This window comes from Flocculibacter collagenilyticus, assembly GCF_016469335.1.
GTDB lineage: Bacteria > Pseudomonadota > Gammaproteobacteria > Enterobacterales > Alteromonadaceae > Flocculibacter > Flocculibacter collagenilyticus.
Map to the genome: position 1 here is coordinate 882,588 of NZ_CP059888.1, position 21,606 is coordinate 904,193.

At 39.7% G+C, this 21,606-nt stretch carries 25 protein-coding genes; 19 read left to right on the top strand and 6 right to left on the bottom strand.

All coding sequences use genetic code 11. The features are described from left to right. Positions 1-2: 2 nt before the first annotated feature. From rplP to rpsQ, 3 genes are read left to right on the top strand one after another with little or no spacing between them, the layout of a single operon-like run. The gene (gene rplP, locus HUU81_RS03840) at positions 3-416 is read left to right on the top strand and encodes a 50S ribosomal protein L16 (RefSeq protein WP_199610951.1); all 414 of its coding nucleotides are present in this window, start codon (positions 3-5) and stop codon (positions 414-416) included. Continuing rightward, positions 416-607: a 50S ribosomal protein L29 gene (gene rpmC / locus HUU81_RS03845; protein WP_199610952.1), complete on the top strand. Its 192-nt coding sequence runs from the start codon at positions 416-418 to the stop codon at positions 605-607. The genes rplP and rpmC overlap by 1 nt, the downstream gene beginning before the upstream one ends. Beyond that, positions 607-855, top strand: coding sequence for a 30S ribosomal protein S17 (rpsQ, locus tag HUU81_RS03850; RefSeq protein WP_199610953.1), 249 nt, complete (start codon positions 607-609; stop codon positions 853-855). The genes rpmC and rpsQ overlap by 1 nt, the downstream gene beginning before the upstream one ends. A gap of 97 nt (positions 856-952) precedes the next feature. Here the strand turns inward: rpsQ and HUU81_RS03855 are convergent, their stop codons facing one another. Further along, positions 953-1,123 (bottom strand): hypothetical protein, encoded by a 171-nt coding sequence (locus HUU81_RS03855; RefSeq protein WP_199610954.1) that lies wholly within the window; start codon positions 1,121-1,123, stop codon positions 953-955. A 169-nt stretch (positions 1,124-1,292) separates the two neighbouring features. Between HUU81_RS03855 and HUU81_RS03860 the strand changes: the two genes are divergently transcribed. Both HUU81_RS03860 and HUU81_RS03865 read left to right on the top strand, forming a co-directional pair. Then, positions 1,293-2,357 carry a helix-turn-helix transcriptional regulator gene (locus tag HUU81_RS03860; protein WP_199610955.1) on the top strand — a complete coding sequence of 355 codons (1,065 nt, stop codon included), beginning with the start codon at positions 1,293-1,295 and terminating at the stop codon, positions 2,355-2,357. Positions 2,358-2,500: 143 nt separating this feature from the next. Beyond that, positions 2,501-2,737, top strand: a complete 237-nt coding sequence (locus tag HUU81_RS03865; protein ID WP_199610956.1) for a helix-turn-helix domain-containing protein — start codon at positions 2,501-2,503, stop codon at positions 2,735-2,737. A gap of 194 nt (positions 2,738-2,931) precedes the next feature. On the opposite strand, the gene HUU81_RS03870 is transcribed toward HUU81_RS03865, so the two are convergent. The 5 genes from HUU81_RS03870 to HUU81_RS03890 form a co-directional block, all read right to left on the bottom strand. Further along, positions 2,932-4,314, bottom strand: coding sequence for an AmpG family muropeptide MFS transporter (locus HUU81_RS03870; RefSeq protein WP_199610957.1), 1,383 nt, complete (start codon positions 4,312-4,314; stop codon positions 2,932-2,934). Positions 4,315-4,476: 162 nt separating this feature from the next. Further along, positions 4,477-4,803, bottom strand: coding sequence for a hypothetical protein (locus tag HUU81_RS03875; RefSeq protein WP_325071763.1), 327 nt, complete (start codon positions 4,801-4,803; stop codon positions 4,477-4,479). 366 nt (positions 4,804-5,169) lie between these two features. Next, positions 5,170-5,778, bottom strand: a complete 609-nt coding sequence (locus HUU81_RS03880; protein ID WP_199610958.1) for a peptidylprolyl isomerase — start codon at positions 5,776-5,778, stop codon at positions 5,170-5,172. Beyond that, complete coding sequence (locus HUU81_RS03885) at positions 5,775-6,365, bottom strand: YajG family lipoprotein (protein WP_199610959.1); 591 nt, start codon at positions 6,363-6,365, stop codon at positions 5,775-5,777. The genes HUU81_RS03880 and HUU81_RS03885 overlap by 4 nt, the downstream gene beginning before the upstream one ends. 2 nt (positions 6,366-6,367) lie before the next feature. After that, on the bottom strand, positions 6,368-7,555 hold the full coding sequence (locus HUU81_RS03890; RefSeq protein WP_199610960.1) for a methyltransferase: 1,188 nt from the start codon (positions 7,553-7,555) through the stop codon (positions 6,368-6,370). A gap of 119 nt (positions 7,556-7,674) precedes the next feature. Between HUU81_RS03890 and HUU81_RS03895 the strand changes: the two genes are divergently transcribed. The 14 genes from HUU81_RS03895 to nqrM all read left to right on the top strand — a co-directional run bounded on the left by HUU81_RS03895 (position 7,675) and on the right by nqrM (position 20,888). Next, the gene (locus HUU81_RS03895) at positions 7,675-8,259 is read left to right on the top strand and encodes an alpha-ketoglutarate-dependent dioxygenase AlkB family protein (protein ID WP_199610961.1); all 585 of its coding nucleotides are present in this window, start codon (positions 7,675-7,677) and stop codon (positions 8,257-8,259) included. Between the two features lie 209 nt (positions 8,260-8,468). Beyond that, a complete protein-coding gene (locus tag HUU81_RS03900) occupies positions 8,469-8,795 on the top strand; it encodes a BolA family protein (protein WP_199610962.1) in 327 nt (108 codons plus the stop codon). Positions 8,796-9,036: 241 nt separating this feature from the next. Then, complete coding sequence (locus HUU81_RS03905) at positions 9,037-9,555, top strand: TRAP transporter small permease subunit (protein ID WP_199610963.1); 519 nt, start codon at positions 9,037-9,039, stop codon at positions 9,553-9,555. Between the two features lie 9 nt (positions 9,556-9,564). Then, positions 9,565-10,944, top strand: coding sequence for a TRAP transporter large permease (locus tag HUU81_RS03910; protein WP_199610964.1), 1,380 nt, complete (start codon positions 9,565-9,567; stop codon positions 10,942-10,944). A gap of 77 nt (positions 10,945-11,021) precedes the next feature. After that, positions 11,022-12,119 carry a TRAP transporter substrate-binding protein gene (locus HUU81_RS03915; RefSeq protein ID WP_199610965.1) on the top strand — a complete coding sequence of 366 codons (1,098 nt, stop codon included), beginning with the start codon at positions 11,022-11,024 and terminating at the stop codon, positions 12,117-12,119. Positions 12,120-12,281: 162 nt separating this feature from the next. Continuing rightward, positions 12,282-13,460 carry an enoyl-ACP reductase FabV gene (gene fabV, locus HUU81_RS03920; protein ID WP_199610966.1) on the top strand — a complete coding sequence of 393 codons (1,179 nt, stop codon included), beginning with the start codon at positions 12,282-12,284 and terminating at the stop codon, positions 13,458-13,460. Positions 13,461-13,783: 323 nt separating this feature from the next. Next, positions 13,784-15,121 carry a Na(+)-translocating NADH-quinone reductase subunit A gene (locus HUU81_RS03925; protein ID WP_199610967.1) on the top strand — a complete coding sequence of 446 codons (1,338 nt, stop codon included), beginning with the start codon at positions 13,784-13,786 and terminating at the stop codon, positions 15,119-15,121. Position 15,122: 1 nt separating this feature from the next. After that, positions 15,123-16,346 carry an NADH:ubiquinone reductase (Na(+)-transporting) subunit B gene (locus tag HUU81_RS03930; RefSeq protein WP_199610968.1) on the top strand — a complete coding sequence of 408 codons (1,224 nt, stop codon included), beginning with the start codon at positions 15,123-15,125 and terminating at the stop codon, positions 16,344-16,346. Beyond that, positions 16,339-17,124, top strand: coding sequence for a Na(+)-translocating NADH-quinone reductase subunit C (locus HUU81_RS03935; RefSeq protein WP_199610969.1), 786 nt, complete (start codon positions 16,339-16,341; stop codon positions 17,122-17,124). The genes HUU81_RS03930 and HUU81_RS03935 overlap by 8 nt, the downstream gene beginning before the upstream one ends. Beyond that, the gene (locus HUU81_RS03940) at positions 17,124-17,756 is read left to right on the top strand and encodes an NADH:ubiquinone reductase (Na(+)-transporting) subunit D (RefSeq protein WP_199610970.1); all 633 of its coding nucleotides are present in this window, start codon (positions 17,124-17,126) and stop codon (positions 17,754-17,756) included. Before HUU81_RS03935 ends, HUU81_RS03940 begins: the two co-directional genes overlap by 1 nt. Positions 17,757-17,767: 11 nt before the next feature. Then, complete coding sequence (gene nqrE, locus HUU81_RS03945; protein WP_199610971.1) at positions 17,768-18,376, top strand: NADH:ubiquinone reductase (Na(+)-transporting) subunit E; 609 nt, start codon at positions 17,768-17,770, stop codon at positions 18,374-18,376. Positions 18,377-18,392: 16 nt separating this feature from the next. Further along, the gene (gene nqrF, locus HUU81_RS03950; protein ID WP_199610972.1) at positions 18,393-19,619 is read left to right on the top strand and encodes an NADH:ubiquinone reductase (Na(+)-transporting) subunit F; all 1,227 of its coding nucleotides are present in this window, start codon (positions 18,393-18,395) and stop codon (positions 19,617-19,619) included. A 97-nt stretch (positions 19,620-19,716) separates the two neighbouring features. Then, positions 19,717-20,658 (top strand): FAD:protein FMN transferase, encoded by a 942-nt coding sequence (locus HUU81_RS03955; RefSeq protein WP_233520567.1) that lies wholly within the window; start codon positions 19,717-19,719, stop codon positions 20,656-20,658. Between the two features lie 17 nt (positions 20,659-20,675). After that, on the top strand, positions 20,676-20,888 hold the full coding sequence (gene nqrM, locus HUU81_RS03960; protein ID WP_199610974.1) for a (Na+)-NQR maturation NqrM: 213 nt from the start codon (positions 20,676-20,678) through the stop codon (positions 20,886-20,888). Positions 20,889-21,606 lie beyond the last annotated feature (718 nt).

The window sequence follows — 21,606 nt, forward strand, 5'->3', positions numbered from 1 at the left end:
CGATGTTACAACCAAAACGTACTAAATTCCGCAAAATGTTTAAAGGCGGAAACCGTGGCTTAGCACAAACAGGTAACAAAGTTAGCTTTGGTACTTTCGGCTTGCAAGCAACGGATCGTGGTCGTATGACTGCGCGTCAAATTGAAGCAGCTCGTCGAGCTATGACTCGTCATGTAAAACGTCAAGGTAAAATCTGGATTCGTGTATTCCCAGATAAGCCTATTACCAAGAAACCTCTTGAGGTTCGTATGGGTAAAGGTAAAGGTGGCGTTGAATACTGGGTTGCTCAAATCAAACCTGGTCGTGTTTTATACGAAATGGAAGGTGTTTCTGAAGAGTTAGCTCGCGAAGCATTTTCTTTAGCAGCTGCTAAACTACCATTTAAAACTCGATTTGTAACTAGAACGGTGATGTGATGAAAGCTAGCGAATTAAAAGACAAAAGCGTTGAAGAGCTTAACGCTGAACTTCTTGAGTTGCTACGTGAACAGTTTAACCTGCGCATGCAAGCAAGCACTGGTCAGCTAGCTCAAACACATACGCTTAGAGAAGTACGCCGCAACATTGCGCGCGTTAAAACTGTTATTAATCAGAAGGCAGGTGCGTAATGAGCGATACACAACGTACACTTCAAGCACGTGTTGTTAGCGACAAAATGGACAAATCTATTGTTGTTGCGATTGAGCGTTATGTGAAACATCCAATCTATGGAAAATTCATGAAGCGTACAACTAAGCTACACGTACATGATGAAAACAACACTGCGGCAGAAGGCGATTTAGTATCAATCGTTGAATGTCGTCCAATTTCTAAGAAAAAATCTTGGAACTTGGTAAATGTAGTTGAAAAAGCTTAATCTCTCGTAGATAAAGCATTTAAACGGCTCCTTAGCGAAAGTTAAGGAGCCGTTTTTGTTTGTAGGCAAGGACAGTATATGGTGGAGGTGATTGTCGCTAATTGGTAATGAATAGCATTACAGTAAAGAACCCGATAATTAACGCATTAAAGGCGAAAATATAGATGAACCCCTTGATGCCTTGTTTAATCGTCCAGCCATTATGACGTAAATAAAGCCACCATAGAAAACTCATAATTAATGGTAGTAACGCAAAGATCTTAATCATTTTATATTCTTTTTATATATTAATAACTAAAGATTAGCGAATTAGCTAGCGGACTTCAATTGTGAATCTTTCTTTTCATTTTTTTTGGTATCTACTTGTTTCTTGTGATGGAAAAGGGTATTTTCTATCCTGTACTGATTTTAGGAAAATAGGCACAATAGGATATTGAATGGACGAGTTGTCAAAATTAGCAGATATTCTTTTTACAGATGGCGTAGAGCAAAATAGATGGAGCTATGTTGCTTCATATATGGCTCAACTATTTGAGGCTAATCACTGTGTGATTACACTACGTGATGTTGCTATACCTGAAAGTAAGTTGTTTATTGGTATGAATGGACAGCATGCAAATAAGCTTTCCAGTGAGATCTCAAATCCTACCCACCCATTATTTAGTGATTATGTTCGGAACAGTAAAGTCGGTAAAATAATTACGAAAGCCGATATCATCGTTGATGAAGCGAACTTAAATATAACGAACTTAGCCGACGGCGCTGACATTGATAGCTATATTGTTTCGCCCGTGTTTCGAGATAACGATGTTGAAGGTTTGGTGACGTTGACTCGCGGAGTTAATCAAAAGCCTTTTGATCAAAAAGAAATGGAAGGCCTAAAAGGTTTTTTACCTATTTTCCGCTGGATATTCCTGTTAGTTAAAAAAAATCATGAAATTGAACAGGCGAGTATTAGTCAGGGCATTGTTAATGCGATTGATGTTCCTACAGCGTTAATTAAAGCGACTGGTGAAATTGAAAGTTATAATCAGGCTTGTAAGTCATTAATTGATAATCAGCCTTCCGTATGGGTTGAACAAAACAAACTGGGCTTCGAGCAGTCGAATATCGGTGCCGAACTTCAAGCGTACTGTGAACAACTGGCTTCTGAGACACAGCCTTTGCCTACTAAGCTGATAAAAGTGGCAGAGAGCTCTTGGGAGTGCACTATTAAACTCAAATCTATAGTGCTGCCTAGCTCGGATGACAACTATGTACTATTGTCGGTAAATAATCAAAATAAGGTTGTGCGTCGTAAGTGCTTCAAAGAATTATTTAAATTATCTCCGGCAGAATCTGAAATTGCAGTTTACTTATCACTTGGCCTAAGCCTAGGCGAAGTAGCAGAAATTAAAAATACCTCAAAGCATACTGTAAGATCTCAACTAAAAGGTATTTTTAGAAAAACCAGCACTCACTCCCAAAACGAACTCATCGCTTTATTGAATTTTGTTTGTTAATAAATTTACTCTAGCAATATACCCGAAATAAGGTATAGTAAGTTTTAAGCACGTTGTAGCGGCTTACGCTGCTGCAATAGCTAATGCACATAACTATTAAAAAAAGCAAGTATAACTCTTTACTATACCGGGAGAGCGGAGTAATGATGAGTAAAACCGTTTCGTCAGAAGAAAACGGCATTTTAACACAGTGGTTGAAAGATAAGCGTCAAGAAAAAGGTCATACTATGCGCAGTTTGGCTGAAATTTTGGGCACACCCCATTCGTTTGTAGGGAAGATTGAGAATCAGGAAAGACGACTGGATGTGGTTGAATTCATTCGCTATTGCAATGCCTTGGAAATTGATCCAATTGAAGGACTAAGTAAGGTTTATAAGTAATTAAACAAAATTAGAGTGGCTGTTTAATCATGTGATTCAGCAGCCATTTCTTTTCATCTACTTTCTTACCGCTATTTAATGCACAACAATAAAAGATACCTCTCAGACCTCTTTAAGCATTCTGTAAATTAGAGCCTATAAGATACACAGCCCTCAAGATTCAATCATCTTAAGTTCACACATCTCACACTTGGTTATGTGGCATTGCCGTTCTCACGCTCAAGCTGAGCCACTTTATGACGAATGCTATATAAGAAGACAAGACTCGGGATCACCATAAAAGCAGTTATGATGAAAAACAGTGCCCAGTTCCCATCCATTAAATCTACAAACCAACCACTTAACGAGCCTAGGGAAACACGCCCGAATGTACCCAGAGAAGCCATTAACGCGTATTGACTTGCGGTGAATGCACGGTTGCACATTAATGAAATAAAGGCGACAAACGCAACTGAGGCCCACGCACCAGTAAAGCCATCAATGAGGACTGTAATGGCGAATAGCGCTTTGTTAGGCCCTACAACGGCCATTAAAGCAAATAGTAGATTGCTGGCACTCATTGCAATACCAGCAATAAATAAACCTCTCACGATGCCGTAGCGAATAGTGAATAAGCTGCTAATAAAAGCGAAAATGATAGTAACCCACCAATTGAGCAACTTGGAAAAGTAGCCAATGTCGGTATTGGTAAAGCCAATTTCTTTGTAGAAGACAACGGACATGCGGCCAAGATACGCTTCGCCAATTTTAAATAAAAATACAAAGAAGAGTATTGAAAGAGCGGTTTTAGCGCCATTACGACTAAAAAATTCTCGAAAGGGTTCAATAATGGTCACGCTAAGCCAAGTTAGAAAGCGGCGAGCGTTACTTGTTGACAGCTGTTCAGTAAAGAGCATTTTCTGGTGGGCTTGTTCTGCGTTTTGTTGTAGCTGTTCCCGTTTGGTGTTGGGCTCTTTACTAAAAAAAATGGTTAGCATTAATAAGCCCATAATTCCGGCTAATACTAAGTATACATCAGCCCAAGACCAGCCCGGGCGATCGGCTAGGAAGAATGGGATACTGCCTAGTCCACCAAAGCCTGTCCACCAACCGCTGGTTGCCATGGCAGCACCAGCAGTTAATTTATCTTTTTCATCGTCATTAATAATATCAATGCGATAGGCGTCAATAGCGATATCTTGAGTGGCAGATGAGATAGCAATACCCAATGCCACTAAGCCTGCAAAATAGAGGTGATTCACTACATCTACATAAGAAAGGTACACACAACCCAACACGATGCAGCATTGAGTTAGAAAAATCCAACTTCTTCGTAGGCCCAATAATTTTGTAAGAAGCGGAATTTTTATTCGGTCTAAAAGCGGTGACCAAAGGAAGTTGATTGAATAGGTTAGAAATACCACGCCAAAAAAACCAATTGCACTGCGCGATAAGTCCGCTTCTTTTAGCCACGCAGTCATGGCAGAGCCAATCATCACCCACGGAAAGCCACTTGCCATACCGAATAAAAAAATACTTAATAAACGTTTATCTTTGTAGCACCGAATATGCTGTGAAAATGAGTGTTGCTTTGTCATGAATGAGAAGTCAGCTTTATTATTGTTTGGTACTGCAAGGCTAAGCGAAACTAAAATTAGGGTGCTAAAGGTGATGAGTAAGCCAAAAAAGCAGCTTACTTTATCGTAAGTTTTTAAATAGTAACGAACAGTTTGCAGAGAATATCTTGTGTAGGCTTTAGACTACGGCCTAATGCCTACACAATCAAGTGGATACTGACCTTCGCCTTCAAGATAGTCAATACAAGTTGATAACTCGGATTGCAAATATTGATCACTTAATAAGGTATTTTCAGACCAAAAGCTCAGTTGGTGCAGTAAATGCCAAAATACACGTTCCTTGGTCGTGTATGGCTCTTTTAGTTTAATGTTCACTTGAGACCACTCTTCAAGTGTGTCCCATAAATACAACTTTATCTCTGAGTAGCCGATCTGGCGAGATAAAAACGCTTTTACATAAAACGTCAGTTGCCTTGCTTTATGTTCTATAAAATCATTTACATTTATCAACGCATAACCCCTTCTGAAAAGACACAAAACAACAGTCAGAAGTTCAATCTCTATCTTGTGAGCGTATTGAAGTTAGATTGTGAATACACTGTATTGCATTAATGTACTGCTTTATTTGTGAAGGCTACTTAAGCAATTCTAAAGTAAAGCGCACATATTAATTGCAACGGGTATAGACATTTTAAACGCTATTATTATTTTTGAGAGATTGTTGAAGACTCTTACCGTAATGCACAAGGGTCTATTGCCCTTTAATTGTCTAAGCTCTAAATTTTTCAGTTTCAGTATAGTGCATCACGGTTATTTTCAAAGCCAGCTTATGAAATAATTGAGCGAATATAGCTAACTTATTGATGAGAATGATTATTATTTTTCTTCATCTACAATGGTGATGGACTTTATAATTACAGGCGTTTTTGGCACTGTGGGCCAGCCAGTTTTGTCGTGAAAACCAACCTCAACTTCTTGTAGCTTTTCTAAAATATCTTCACCTTCGGCAATATAACCAAATACAGCATAACCCCAATCTCTCCCTGGGTTAAGATTGTCGTTGTCTTTTAAATTGAAGAAAAACTGTCGAGTAGCAGTATGGGGATTGAATGAACTGGCGCGTGCCATTGCTATAGTGCCGTAATTATTTTTATAGCCACTGCCTGACTCATTAAAGATTGGGGCATAAGATGTCATCTCTTCAAACGCGTCAGTATATCCGCCAGCTTGAGCAACGTAGTTCTTTTCAATACGATGAAATAAAGTGTTGTTGTACTCGCCGTTAACGACGTAGCTTAAGAAGTTATTAACTGTTATTGGCGCTTTGGTACGATCTAATTCAACAATAAAGTCACCCAATGAAGTGCTAAACTTAACCTGTGGGAATAAGTTGTCTGGTTGAACAAATTCACCTTTAGGGGCTGCACTTATAGTTAGGCTGAATAGCGCTATTATAAAAAGCGTAAAAGTTGTTATATGCTTCATCTCATATACCCTGCTTGTTGTTGTAACTCTTCGTCTGCAAGCGCTTCTGTAAGCACATTACTTATTAACATATTTAATTCTTTTTCCAATACAGCGATATCATATTTAAGTGGCCCTTTGTATTGGCTATTTCCTTGATAAGATTTAGTGAACGTTTGTTGTTGATTATTAAGAGTTAATGTTAACTCAATATAATTTGCTACTTCATGTGATACCGAGCTTTGCTTTACATCGCTATGTAATTTAGTGATCGCTACATTAAGTACTTTAGTTGCAACCGGATTAAAATTTTTAGCAGGTGTTAAGGCATTTGAAATAAGTTGCTGAGCAGGAGTGCTAGCACTTATTTTCGCAGTTAATTGGTCATCTTTATGAATAAACGCAATAGCCGGTTGTGCTCTTTCATCAACCACATTCAAACGAAATCCAGAAAGCTGTGGTGGGATGCTATGTGAATCTAAGCTCGGTTGTAAAATGAGTGACGTTGGCGTTTGGCTACAACCTGCTATGGCTATTGTAATAACACTGACAAAAATAAGCGGTAGTGTTTTTTTGAAGGATGTAAGTGAAAGGGCGGGTATTATCATACTTATTTACTCTTTTTAATTGCCGATAAAATAACAAATTTATGGTTAGCACCAAGTTGAGTTACAGCGCTAAACATTTTTTTCAGTGTTTTATGGTAGCCAAGATGGCGGTTGCCAACAATTCTTAATTCTCCCCCTGGTTTTAGCACACGCCTTGCATCATTGAACATTTGAACAGCAATATGATCGGTAATGGTATTTTGCTGATGAAAAGGTGGATTACATAAGACTAAGTCATAATGATTGTCTTCTAGCTGGCTTAAACAGTCATTCACCAAAAACTGACAGTCTAGTACTCGTTCCGGTAGGTTTTTTGTAATGGTATCTTTGGCAGATTGCACCGCCATATAAGATTCATCAACAAATGTGACCGAAGCGTATGGATTTTTTAGTAACGCGTTCAGACCAATCACACCATTACCGCATCCAAGATCGACCACTTGTTGAGGTGCAGAAGGCGCGGGTAAGTACTTAATAAATTCACGTGCGCCTAAATCTAAACTATCGCGTGAAAATACGTTTGCATGGTTGATCATTGTATATGGTGTATTTTCAAGTTGCCAAGTAGTGGGGAAAGGCGCAGGTTGAGAGGAAATATGATCACATTGGGTGAAAATTAATCGCGCTTTCTTTTTTGCTAACGAAGTTTTAGTACTGCCTAATACTTCTTCAAATAATGACAGTGTGGAGGTATGAATTTGTTTAACTTTTCCTGCACTGATCACCGATAAGTGTTGATTGTTCAGTGCAGCAATATTAACTAGCTGACTATGTAAATAGCCTTTATTCTTAGGAACTTTTAATAGAACCATTTCGCATTGACTAGGCAAGCTTTCTAAGCTGGTTTGCCACACTATGTTACTTGGGTTCAGTCCATTTTTATTTAAATTTAGTTGTGCTGCCTGTTGGGCAATGTATGAGTCTGTTATATGAGTAATTAGTAAATGCTTAAATAATGCATTTAGCACACACGTAATTGCGCCGAACTGATCATTCAACACAACAATATGCTTTATATTTAGCGTGCTGATTTGCTCACAAACATACTCAAGTAATAACTCATCTGCTGCGTCCCAAGCCTGTAATGACTTATCAGTCGTATTTTGGGGAAAGCGGTGTAATTCAAGCTCAACATTGACGGGGGTAGTGGCGTTTGCAGGTGAAAAATTAAATGTAAAGTGGGTATTCATTACTTAAGACATGTACTCGAATAATCAGGGTGGTAGAATTGTTACATGCTAATCAGTTACTGACTAGTGCAAATTGTTAGATTTACGTAGTTGAGTGAGCAGAGTACGGGTATTTATCTATGGCATTAAAAAAATTACACGTTGAAGATGGTATATTGCTATATGATGCGCACTTTCTCTCTGAGACTGAAGTCGAAGCATTAACACAAGAGTGCGATAGCAAGATACACTGGCAGCAACCTAGTATAAAAATGTTCGGTAAGTCGGTGAAGATCCCACGTTTACAGGCTTGGCTTGGAGATGAAGACGCTGTATACAAATATTCTGGAACGACATTTATGCCAGAATCGTTTACTCCAGAGGTGACAAAGTTAAAGCAGCGAATCGAAGCAGTTACAGCGCAGTCATTTAACAGTGTTTTAATTAATAAATATCGCAATGGTCAAGATTCGATGGGGTGGCACAGTGATAACGAAAAAGAGTTAGGTGATGAGCCAACCATTGCTTCTGTCACTATAGGGCAGCCAAGAGTCTTTGAGTTACAGCATAAGCAGTCAAAAGAAATGTGCTCAATTTTATTAGCGTCAGGTTCATTACTAATTATGGCAGGCTCATTACAGACTCATTGGAAGCATCGAATAAACAAAAGCCGCCATGTGAATGATGTTCGCATTAATTTTACTTTTCGCACGGTAAAAAAATAGAAAGTCTTAGCAATCAATTTGTTATCATTATTTGTTATAAAAACGCAGAAATTACTAACATTCATGCAAAAATAATATATGCAATAGTGACAGTTGGTTAGTTATTTTTTGTTTTGTTTGGCTATCTAGATGGCTAATAAAGTAAAGAAAAACTAAATGCTTTGAGCTAAATTTACCAATACGCACAGCATTACAAGAAGTTATTAAATATGAAGATAAAAAACTCAATAGAACGGAAGCTGTACGACTCGTTTGATCCAGAGTACTTGGAAGTGATAAATGAGAGTAACAACCATAATGTACCTAGAGGATCTGAATCCCACTTTAAAGTGGTGATAGTGACAGATCGTTTTGAAGGGCAGCGCCTAATTCAACGTCATCGCTCAATTAACTCTGCCTTAGCGGACGAGTTAACGAACCACATACATGCGTTGGCATTACATACTTACACACCTCAAGAATGGTTTGAATACTATTCTGAACTTCCTCCTAATTCACCGAAGTGTTTAGGCGGATCCACTAAAGCGTCAATATAACTAAAACTCATATTACAAACGTAAACACGGTTTAACGTCATATAAAGTTGCAGCGATATTTGCTGCAACTTTATGTGCGACTTAGGCGGTGATGGCTCGCACTCCTAAACTCCAATCTGACAAGTCGCTTGTCTGATCTCTGCAACTTATCAAGATAATGCTTTTAATTTCTTGATGTTTTTATAACAATAGCCCTTCTCAAAAATCCATTAACACAATAAATAGAATAAAAGGTGATGGAATGGGGCAACAATTGCTCTTGAATATACGCACTCGGGTAGAGCAGTTTACCGAATATACCGGAAAACTATTATCTTGGCTGACATTGCTGATGATGTTGCTTATGGTGCTCGTTGTTGTACTGCGCTATGGCTTCAATATGGGATGGATAGCAATGCAGGAATCCATCATCTACTTACACGCGTGTGTATTTATGTTAGGCGCAGCATATACCCTAAAACATGATGAACATGTAAGGGTCGACATTTTCTACCGCCGTTTTTCAAAAAAGAATCAAGCGATTGTTAATATTTTGGGCACAGCTCTTTTTTTAATACCTGTCTGCATTACATTACTCATAATAAGTTGGCAATATGTAGCAGCTTCGTGGCAGTTATTGGAGTCATCTAAAGAGGCAGGTGGCTTGCCTCTTGTCTTCATTCTTAAAAGTTTCATCATTGGCTTTGTGATAACGCTGCTCATCCAAGCAGTTGCTGAATTGATCAAACACACAACGCTTCTTTTTCAGAAACAGCAGTAGGCGAGGGTTATGGAGTATTTATCTATTGTCATGTTTGTGGTGGTTTGTTTGGTTTTATTATTAGGCTACCCAGTTGCAATATCGTTAGCTGGCACCGCATTAATATTTGCATGCATTGGTATAGCAAACAATGTGTTTGATGCCGTTTTTCTTCAGGCTTTGCCTAGCCGTTTATACGGGATTATGAATAACCAAACCTTACTAGCCGTCCCCTTATTTGTGTTTATGGGGGTCATGCTAGAAAAATCTAAGGTTGCAGAGCGACTGCTCGATGCGATGACATTATTATTTGTACGTTCTCCAGCTGGCTTGGGTATCGCGGTCATCATTGTTGGTATGTTGCTAGCGGCCAGTACAGGTATTGTTGGGGCAACGGTGGTGACGATGGGATTAATGTCGTTACCCACCATGCTTAAGCGCGGGTACAGTCCGCAATATGCGAGTGGGGTAATAGCAGCTACGGGCACATTAGGGCAAATAATTCCGCCCTCAATAGCATTAGTGTTATTGGGTGATGTGCTTTCAAGTGCATATCAACAAGCACAACTTAAGCAAGGGATTTTTTCTCCGGAAACGGTATCAGTGGGAGATCTATTTGCGGGCGCACTTATCCCAGGGCTTATTCTAGTAGCAATGTACATTGTTTACTCCTTATTGCTTGCGTGGCGTAAACCACAGTTAGTTCCTAAAATTAGCAAGTCGGTGTTAATTGAAGAAAGACAGCACCAGCACGTCAGTTTGTTATCCGCTTTATTTCCTCCGCTCATTTTAATCGTTTTGGTATTAGGGGCTATTTTATTTGGCTTTGCTACACCGACCGAAGCGGCTGGGATTGGTGCAGGTGGTGCTACGTTATTGGCGTTGTTTAATGAGCAGCTTAGTAAAAATCAGTTAGAACAAGTTATGCTGAGCACGTTAAAAATTACGTCAATGGTATTTTTGATACTTATCGGTGCTTCTTTGTTTTCCTTAGTATTTAGAGGGCTGGGCGGCGAAGAGTTGATTCACTCTGTCTTCAGTCAGCTGCCGGGTGGTGTTTTTTCTGCGCTAGTAATAGTGATGGCAGTGATTTTTCTATTAGGATTTATTCTCGACTTTATCGAAATAACGTTTGTGGTTGTGCCAATTGTAGGACCGGTTTTATTGATGATGGGCGTTGATCCCATTTGGTTAGGCATCATGATTGCAGTTAACCTGCAAACCTCTTTTTTAACCCCGCCGTTTGGTTTCGCTTTATTTTATTTGCGTGGCGTGGCGCCCAAAGAAGTAATGACGAAAGACATATATAAGGGAGTGATGCCTTTTATTGCAATTCAGATCCTTTTATTGATTATCATGTCAATTTGGCCAAAAGTGGTTACTTGGTTACCAAATGTGATATATGGCTAAACAGCTGCATACACCGACGTTTGCTCGAATGCATTGATAAAAACTAAAGAAAACAATAAAAACTAGGAAGTTGTTAAATGAATAAGATAAAAATATCTGCGCTGCTTTTTGTTGTCGCGAGCCTGATAGCAGGCTGCGGTGAGCAAGACAAGTCAGCATCTACTGCTAGTCAGTCAACTGAAACTCAACAAAAGTTTAAATGGAAGTTAGTGACAAGTTGGCCAAAGAACTTTCCCGGCTTAGGGGTTACGCCTGAAAAGTTTGCAAAGAATGTTGAAGCAATGAGTAATGGTCGATTAAAAATCACTGTCTACGGTGCAGGTGAAATAGTGCCCGGCTTTGAAGTGTTTGATGCGGTTTCCAATGGTACAGCAGAAATGGGACATTCAGGCCCATATTATTGGAAGGGAAAAATTCCAGCGGCGCAAGTGTTCTCTTCGTTACCTTTTGGCATGAATGCACAAGAAATGAATGGTTGGTTACATCATGGCGGCGGCTTAGCGTTATGGCAGGAAGTGTACAAGCCATTTGGCATTATTCCGCTGGCGGGTGGTAATACCGGTGTTCAGATGGCAGGTTGGTTTAAGAAAGAAATTAACTCTTTAGACGACCTTAAAGGTCTAAAAATGCGGATACCTGGGTTAGGTGGGGAAGTGATTAAGCGCTTAGGCGCTGTGCCAGTTACGTTAACCGGTGGCGAGTTATTTACTGCGTTACAGTCTGGTGCAATAGATGCTACAGAATGGGTAGGGCCTTATAATGATTTAGCGTTTGGGCTGAATAAAGCGGCTGATTATTATTATTACTCTGGCTGGCATGAACCCGGCACGGTTTTAGAGTTTTTAATTAATGAAAAAGCATACAATGCATTACCTAAAGACTTGCAAGCAATCGTAAAAGTGGCGGCACGTGCGGCAAATCAAGATATGTTAGATGAGTATACGGCAAGAAATATTAGTGCACTTAAACAGCTTCAAGCTCAAGAAAATGTGCAATTAAGGGCGTTACCTGACTCAGTAATGACAGCGCTAAGAGAAACTACTCAGCAAGTCATAGCTGAGCAAGCTGCACAAGATCCTCAGTTAAATAAAGTATGGCAGTCGTACTCATCATTTTATAAAGAAGTCAGAGCGTTCCATTCATTGACTGAGCAGCAATATTATCAAAATAGATAACCTGTATATAAATTACAGAGAAAATAAGAATGCATTATAGAGACATCAGATGTGTTTTTTAGGGGAAGGCGATTACACTAACGCCAATTTTTGAATACAAATGCTGAAGCTTGTCATTTAAGTCGCATTTATTTAAATCCAGTTTGAAGGATATTATTACACATGATTATAAAGCCGAAAATTCGTGGTTTTATCTGTACTAACGCGCATCCTGTTGGTTGTGCTGCTCACGTGCAAGAACAAATAGAATTTGTAAAAGCGCAACCAAGAGTTAGCGCATGTCCAAAAAATGTTTTAATTATTGGTTCGTCTACAGGTTATGGTTTAGCTTCTCGCATTACTGCGGCTTTTGGTGCAGGTGCAAATACCTTAGGTGTATGTTTTGAAAAAGAACCAACAGAACGTAGAACAGGGACGGCTGGCTGGTACAACACGGCGGCATTTCATGAAGCAGCGAAAAGCGAAGGGCTTTATGCTAACACACTCAATGGTGACGCTTTTTCACATGACATGAAGCAGCAGGTCATTGCTGCAATTAAAGCAGATTTAGGCCAAGTTGATGCTGTAATTTATAGTTTAGCCTCGCCACGTAGAACAGATCCTGATTCAGGTGAAGTATATAGTTCAACGCTAAAGCCGGTAGGAAAAAATTACTCTACCAAAACCTATGACACGGATAAAAACGTAGTGCATGAGGTGTCGTTAGAAGCCGCTAATGAAGACGAAATCGCAAATACCATAAAAGTAATGGGCGGCGAAGATTGGGAGTTATGGTTAAAAGCACTTCATGAAGCCGGTGTACTTGCTGAAAATGCAACCACAACCGCATACACCTATATTGGTAAAGAGCTGACGTGGCCAATTTACGGCCATGCGACAATTGGTAAAGCGAAAGAAGATCTGGACAGAGCCGCGGCACAGCTTAATGAAGCTTATTCAAATTTAAACATTAATGCCTATGTTACTTCTTTAAAAGCTGTGGTTACCCAAGCGAGCTCAGCAATACCTGTGATGCCGCTATATATTTCATTGATGTATCAGGTAATGAAAAATAACGACTGCCATGAAGGGGTTATAGAGCAAATATATAAATTATTTTCTCAACAGCTATTTAGTGATAACCCTCAGTTAGATAATGACAAACGTATTCGAATGGATTCAGTAGAAACAAATGATGATATTCAAGCAAAAATTAAAGTGCTATGGGACAAAGTGAATAATGATAACTTTGATGAGCTTGCAGATTATCACGGCTATCATCATGACTTTCTTAAACTATTTGGTTTTGGTATCAAGAATGTAGACTATGATGCTGATGTATCCCCATTAGCCAAGTGGTGAAAGCAATCTATTAAATGAAGCAACCCGTTGGTTGCTTTTTTTTCGCCAACAAGAAACATCATAGCCAAATAAATATGTCCAATGGTCAAAATGTGAACTAAAATTTCATCTTACTACGTAATATGTAAGCAGATTTTTCTAAATTTCGTGGCGCGATTGGTCATATTAGTGCTAAAATTCGTTAGTTATACAAAGATATTTAGTTCGCACTGTTTCGTATTCTTAAAAATAGTTTAAAAGATATACAGACGGTGCGCTTTGCTATGTAGGTGTTGCATAGCCAATTGATATAGTTTCTTTCCTTTAACGTAGTGCAAATGCATATGATTAAAATAAAAAAAGGCTTGGACATTCCTATTGAGGGTGCTCCACAACAAGTCATACATGACGGTCCTACCGTCAAAACCGTCGCTACACTTGGTGAAGAGTTCATCGGTATGCGCCCAACCATGAAAGTGCGTGAGGGTGACCGAGTGAAAAAAGGCCAGATTCTTTTTGAAGATAAGAAGAATCCAGGCGTTATTTTCACAGCTCCCGCTGCAGGTGTAGTTAAGCAAATCAACCGTGGTGAAAAACGTATTTTGCAATCAGTTGTCATTGAAATCGATGGTAACGAGCAAGAAACGTTTGCTAAATTCGCTGACGCAGAATTAGCAGGTTTAGATCGCGCAACCGTGAAGCAAAACCTAATTAATTCTGGTATGTGGACAGCGCTACGTACGCGCCCATTTAGCAAAGTACCCGCAATTGATGCCGTACCTAACTCCATTTTTGTAACTGCCATTGACACAAATCCGTTAGCTGCTGATCCAGCATTAGTAATTAATACTGATAAAACAGCATTTTTAAACGGACTAACGGTATTATCAAAGTTGACTGATGGAAAAGTGTTCGTGTGTAAAAAAGCGGGTGCTGATATTCCTGCGGCTGCTAATGCAGAAACACATGAATTTGCTGGCCCTCATCCTTCAGGGTTAGTAGGTACACATATCCATCATTTAGATGCAGTAAGTGAAAAGAAAGCTGTTTGGCATTTAAATTACCAAGATGTAATGGCATTCGGTAATTTATTCACCACAGGTGAATTGCCTACTTCACGTATCATTTCATTAGCTGGTCCAGCTGTTAAAAACCCACGCCTTATTCGCACTGTCCTTGGTGCTAGCACATCAGAATTAACCATGAGTGAACTTGAAGACGGTGAGAACCGTATTATTTCAGGATCAGTGTTGTCTGGTAATACTGCATCGGGTCCTCACGGTTATTTAGGTCGTTATCATAATCAAGTTTCAGTATTGGCTGAAGGTCGTGAGAAAGAGTTATTTGGCTGGCTAGCGCCGGGCGCGAATAAGTTTTCAGTAACGCGTGCTTATTTGTCGCATCTTATGCCGGGTCGTTTATTTAACATGACAACCTCAACAGGTGGTTCTGAGCGTGCCATGGTACCAATTGGTAACTATGAGCGTGTTATGCCGCTTGATATCTTGCCAACGCTGCTGTTGCGCGACTTAATTGCAAGAGATACTGATAGTGCAATAACGCTAGGTGCGTTAGAGCTAGATGAGGAAGATTTGGCATTATGTACTTTTGTTTGCCCAGGTAAATATGAGTATGGCCCTATCTTGCGTGATTGCCTGACTATTATTGAGAAGGAAGGCTAAAATGGGTTTAAAGAATTTCTTAGAGCGCATTGAACCGCAATTTGAAAAAGGCGGTAAATATGAAAAGTGGTACGCGCTATATGAAGCCGCAGCCACGATTTTTTACACACCGGGTTTAGTAACTAAGAACGGAACGCATGTACGTGATAATATTGATTTAAAACGTATCATGATCACGGTTTGGTTAGCTACATTCCCAGCTATGTTTTTTGGTATGTTCAACGTGGGCGACCAAGCAGCAATGGCAATCGCTAATGGGTCTCAAATAGGCGACGCATGGCAAGTTGGTTTATTCCAAATGTTAGGTGGTTCACTCACTGCTGATGCAGGTTGGGGAGCCAAAATGTTTTATGGCGCGTGTTTCTTCTTGCCTATCTATCTCACTGTATTTGCGGTAGGTGGATTCTGGGAAGTGTTATTTGCCACCGTCCGTAAGCATGAAGTTAATGAAGGCTTTTTCGTAACGTCAGTGTTATTTGCACTAATTCTACCAGCAACAATCCCACTTTGGCAGGCTGCACTAGGTATTACCTTTGGTGTAGTTGTTGCGAAAGAAATCTTTGGTGGTACAGGTAAAAACTTCTTAAACCCTGCATTAGCAGGTCGTGCATTCCTTTTCTTTGCTTATCCAACTGAAATTTCTGGTGATGCTGTATGGACTGCCGTAGACGGCTTCTCTGGTGCAACAGCATTAAGTGTTGCTGCTGGTGCAGACGTAGCGATGGGCTCAGTTGCAGCGCTTGAAGCTTCAGGTATTACTTGGATGGATGCATTCTTAGGAAACATTCAAGGGTCAGTTGGTGAAACATCTACACTTGCACTTTTAGCTGGTGGCTTGATGATTATGTACATGCGTATAGCCTCGTGGCGTATTGTGTTAGGTACCTTTATTGGTATGGTTCTGTTCAGTAGCATGTTCAATTTGATAGGTAGCGAAACTAATGTGATGTTCGGTTTACCGTGGCAGTGGCACTTAGTATTAGGTGGTTTTGCATTTGGTATGTTCTTCATGGCTACAGATCCAGTATCCGCTTCATTTACTGATAAAGGTAAATGGGCTTACGGTTTCTTAATAGGTTTTATGGTTGTAATGATCCGTGTTGTGAACCCGGCATACCCTGAAGGTATGATGTTAGCAATTCTATTCGCTAACGTATTTGCTCCATTAATGGATTACTTTGTTGTACAAGGCAACATCAAGCGGAGGTTAGCGCGTCATGTCTAGTAATAACGATTCGATCAGCAAAACGCTAATAGTTGTTATTTCTCTATGTTTAGTTTGTGCAATTATTGTATCTAGTGCTGCAGTAGCCCTAAAGCCGATACAAAAAGAAAATGAAGCTAAAGATCTACAACGCAATGTTCTAAGCGCCGCAGGTGTTAACTTTGCTGCAGAAGGCGTGCAAGCTACGTTTGAAAAACGTGTAGAAGCACGTTTAGTAAACTTAGATGACGGTACGTTTGCTACTGAAGTTGATCCCACAACGTTTGACTATGAAAAGGCTAAACGTAATGGTGACTCAATTGAAAAGAAAAATGACGTAGCGGGTATTAAGCGTCGCGCTGACATTGCGCCGGTTTACTTTGTTAAGTCTGAGTCAGGCAAAGTTGATACTGTAGTTTTTCCAGTTTATGGCAAAGGACTATGGGACTTAATGCTTGGTTTCGTGGCCTTAGAAAAAGATTTGCGCACCATTAAAAGTATTAAATACTACTGGCATAAAGAAACGCCTGGACTAGGTGGCGAAATTGAAAATCCTAGCTGGGTTGCTTTATGGGAAGATAAAAAGCTATTTAACGATCAAGGTGAATTTGCGCTAGAGATCGTAAAAGGTAGCGTAAGCAAAAACGATCCAAATGCTCAGTACAAAATTGATGGTTTATCAGGCGCAACACTAACTAGTAATGGCGTTGAACAGTCATTCGAGTTTTGGATGGGTGACCATGGCTATGGTCCTTTCATCAACAATGTGCGAAAAGATCTTAAGAGTGGAGCACTATAATGGCCGATACTAAAGAAATGAAAAAGGTGTTGCTTGGCCCAATTTTGGCCAACAACCCGATTGCATTACAAGTTTTAGGTGTGTGCTCTGCACTCGCTGTAACCAGTAAAATGGAAACTGCAGTAGTAATGTCAATTGCATTGACGATGGTTACTGCGTTTTCAAACTTATTTATCTCAATTATTCGTAATCAAATACCGTCAAGCGTACGTATTATCGTGCAGATGACGATTATTGCTTCATTGGTAATTTTAGTTGACCAATTACTTAAAGCGTATGCATTTGATATTGCTAAGCAGCTAGCGGTATTTGTTGGCCTAATCATTACTAACTGTATTGTAATGGGGCGTGCTGAAGCCTATGCAATGAAGTCGCCACCAATGATGAGCTTTTTAGATGGTATTGGTAACGGTTTAGGATATAGCGCTATCTTACTTTCAGTAGGCTTTATTCGTGAGCTATTTGGTTCAGGTACTTTATTTGGTATTGAAATCTTACCGCTAATTAAAGACGGTGGTTGGTATCAGCCGATGGGCTTCTTATTGATGCCTCCAAGTGCGTTCTTCATTATTGGTTTACTTATCTGGGGTATTAGGCAACTAAGACCAGATCAAGTAGAAGCTAAAGACTAAGGAGTGAATTGATGGAACATTATATTAGTTTGTTTGTTCGCTCTGTTTTCATTGAAAACTTAGCTTTATCGTTCTTTTTAGGTATGTGTACATTCCTTGCTGTATCTAAAAAAGTAAAAACATCAATGGGTCTAGGTGTTGCAGTAATCGTTGTATTAGGTTTAGCAGTACCTGTTAATAACTTAATTTATACATCAATTCTTGCTCCAGGTGCACTTGGATGGGCAGGCTTCCCAGATGCAGACTTAAGCTTTTTAAGCTTCTTAACTTATATCGGTGTTATTGCTGCGTTAGTTCAAATATTAGAAATGACGTTAGATAAGTATTTCCCAGCGCTTTATAACGCGTTAGGGATTTTCTTACCACTGATTACGGTTAACTGTGCAATTTTTGGTGCGGTATCTTTCATGGTTGCTAAAGAATACAACTTTACAGAAAGTGTGGTATTTGGACTGGGTAGCGGTGTTGGCTGGGCATTAGCAATTACAGCGCTTGCAGGTCTTCGTGAAAAAATGAAATATGCGGATGTACCAGATGGACTACGTGGTTTAGGGATTACCTTTATTACTGTAGGTCTTATGGGACTTGGTTTTATGTCGTTCTCTGGCGTTTCTCTTTAAGGAGTAGGAATATATCATGGCTGAAATATATTTAGGCGTAGGTATGTTCACTGCGATCGTACTGGCTTTGGTTTTAATTATTTTATTTGCTAAATCAAAGCTAGTGGCTAGTGGTGACATTATAATTTCTGTTAATGGCGATCCTGACAAAGCAATCAAAACATCTGCGGGTGGCAAATTGTTAGGCGCGCTTGCAGAATCAGGTATCTTTGTTTCATCTGCTTGTGGTGGCGGTGGCTCTTGTGGCCAGTGTGAAGTAAAAGTAAAAAGTGGTGGTGGTGATATTCTACCTACTGAGCTTGATCACATCAGTAAAGGTGAAGCAAAAGAAGGTTGTCGCTTGGCATGTCAAGTTAACGTCAAAAGTGACATGGATATTGAGCTACCTGAAGAAATCTTTGGTGTTAAAAAGTGGGATTGTGAAGTTATCTCAAACGATAACAAAGCAACATTCATAAAAGAGCTAAAATTAGCGATCCCAGATGGTGAAAGTGTACCTTTCCGCGCTGGTGGTTATATTCAAATTGAAGCTCCGGCTCACCATGTTAAGTATGCAGATTATGATATTCCTGAAGAATATCGTCCTGACTGGGAGCGCTTTAAGTTCTTCAGTTTAGAATCTAAAGTTGACGATGAAACAATTCGTGCGTATTCAATGGCAAACTATCCTGAAGAAGAAGGGATTATTATGCTTAACGTACGTATTGCAACACCGCCGCCTAATAACTTAACACTACCTTGTGGCATCATGTCTTCATTTATTTGGAGCCTAAAACAAGGTGACAAGGTAACTATCTCAGGCCCATTTGGTGAATTCTTTGCGAAAGACACAAATGCTGAAATGGTATTTGTTGGTGGTGGTGCTGGTATGGCGCCAATGCGTTCGCACATATTTGACCAACTTCGTCGACTGAAGTCAGATCGTAAGATTAGCTTCTGGTATGGTGCACGTTCTAAACGAGAAATGTTCTATGTAGAAGATTTCGATATGCTTGCTGCTGAGAATGAAAACTTTGACTGGCATGTTGCATTATCTGACCCTCAACCGGAAGATAATTGGGATGGTTACACAGGCTTTATTCACAATGTACTTTATGATAATTATTTGAAAGATCATGAAGCACCTGAAGACTGTGAATTCTATATGTGTGGACCACCAGTGATGAATGCCGCAGTTATCAATATGCTTAAAGACTTAGGCGTTGAAGATGAAAACATCTTACTTGATGACTTCGGTGGGTAATTCGGTTTAATTACTGATGAACTTCATCATTAATAAAAATATATGGCTGGCCCTAATAGGGCTGGCCATTTTCGTTTCTTGTACGCAAGTAGAAACAGTGCCTAAAGAAGTTTTACTGCAAGGTAAAACGATGGGAACTACCTATTCGGTTAAGCTTTACATTCCTGAAGAACAGCTTAAATCAATGAACTTATACTCTGATGTCGATCAGGCGCTTGAAAAGGTGAATCAGCAAATGTCGACTTACTTAGCAAGCTCAGAGGTATCCAAGTTCAATGCCGCTAATGAAGGTGACGTAGTAGCTTTTTCTAAACAAACCGCAAATGTAATTGCTGAGTCAATTGAATTAGGCAATTTAACCTCTGGAGCGTTAGATATTACCATTGAGCCACTAGTTAACTTGTGGGGATTTGGACCAGAAGGGCGAATTATTTCCGCGCCATCAGCGCAGGACGTTATTGAAGTTAAATCACAATTGGGGCTTGATAAGTTAGTACTTGAAGGTAATACAATTACTAAGCCGAATGCTCAACTTACACTGAATTTGAACGCAATTGCAAAAGGGTACGGTGTTGATGTTGTTGCTGAGCTACTAGAGTCTAAGGGAATAACCAACTATTTAGTGGAAGTGGGCGGCGAAATGCGTATTTCTGGTAAAAAGCCAAATGGTAACTGGCAAATTGCCATTGAAAAGCCTACAGCTAATGAGCGCGCAATCCAGCGGGTAATTGCAACAGGTACTATGGGCATTGCCACGTCTGGTGATTACCGCAGTTATTTTGAAGATAATGGCGTTAGGTATTCTCACTTAATCGATCCAAACACAGGGAAACCCATCAATCATAATCTTGTCTCAGTGACTGTGTTGCATCCCTCCTGTATGATTGCAGACGGGTTAGCGACCGCGATTAATGTGATGGGACCAGAAAAGGGATTGCAGTTAGCTGAACAGGAAAATATTCCTATTTTAATGGTTTTAAAAACCGCTGACGGGTTTGAAGAGCGCACGAGCAACGCTTTTAAGCCTTATTTAAATTAATTGGCTAGGTATATATTATGTCTATTTTTATTCTAACTTTTGCGATCTTTTTAATTGTTGTTATTGCGATGTCTATTGGCATGATTGTACAGCGTAAATCTATTTCTGGAAGTTGCGGCGGTATCGGGGCAATAGGCATGGATAAAGCGTGTGACTGCGATGATCCATGTGATAAACGTAAGAAGAAAATGGCGCGAGAAAAAGCTTGGCAGGAAAATAGGATTTTATAGCTAATTTAATGGCGTGTATTTTTTCAGATGTAGGCTGATTGCTATTGGTAGCATGTGGCTAATAGCAAGTGACTAGTAGCAATTAACTTACACTAGAAAATGAGTGTACGTGAAAGCAAAAAAAAGCAGCCTGTTGGCTGCTCTAAAATTCTTTGAAAATTCCATCTATTTTTATCCCTGAAGTATTCCTTTGATTGCATCCTGCTTACTTCCTTTTGCAATCCTTCCTCTCTCGTTTTACATTCTGGAATTCCGTTTACTCCAATTCCTATTACTGGGCACTCCGCACCGCCAGTAGGTCGGCAAGTCCTTATCTGCCTGAAGTTCTTCCATGTCATCCATGTCTGTTCTTCTTGAACTCGCTCCTAGCTATCCATCCTTGATAAATCCGTTTTCGCGCTATTTCCTGTGCGCCTCTATCCTTAATTTCCTTGCTTAAACTGTCCTTGTATTAATCGTCCTGATGCCATCCATAGTTTGGTATGCGCTAAATCCATACGCAGTTCATGTTTAATCCATTTAGTTGGTTACTTCCTTAACCAATTAACTTGCATCCATTACATCATCCGTGAACGCTGCTTATCCTTAAGCATTCCTTAAACCTTCCTGGTTTGTCCTTTACACATAGCTGCTTGATTAAAGCAGATCATACTTCCTGTAATTTCCCTGTTGAATCTTTCCTTAATGCACGTTCCTCGTGCTAGGCTCCTGCCTTACA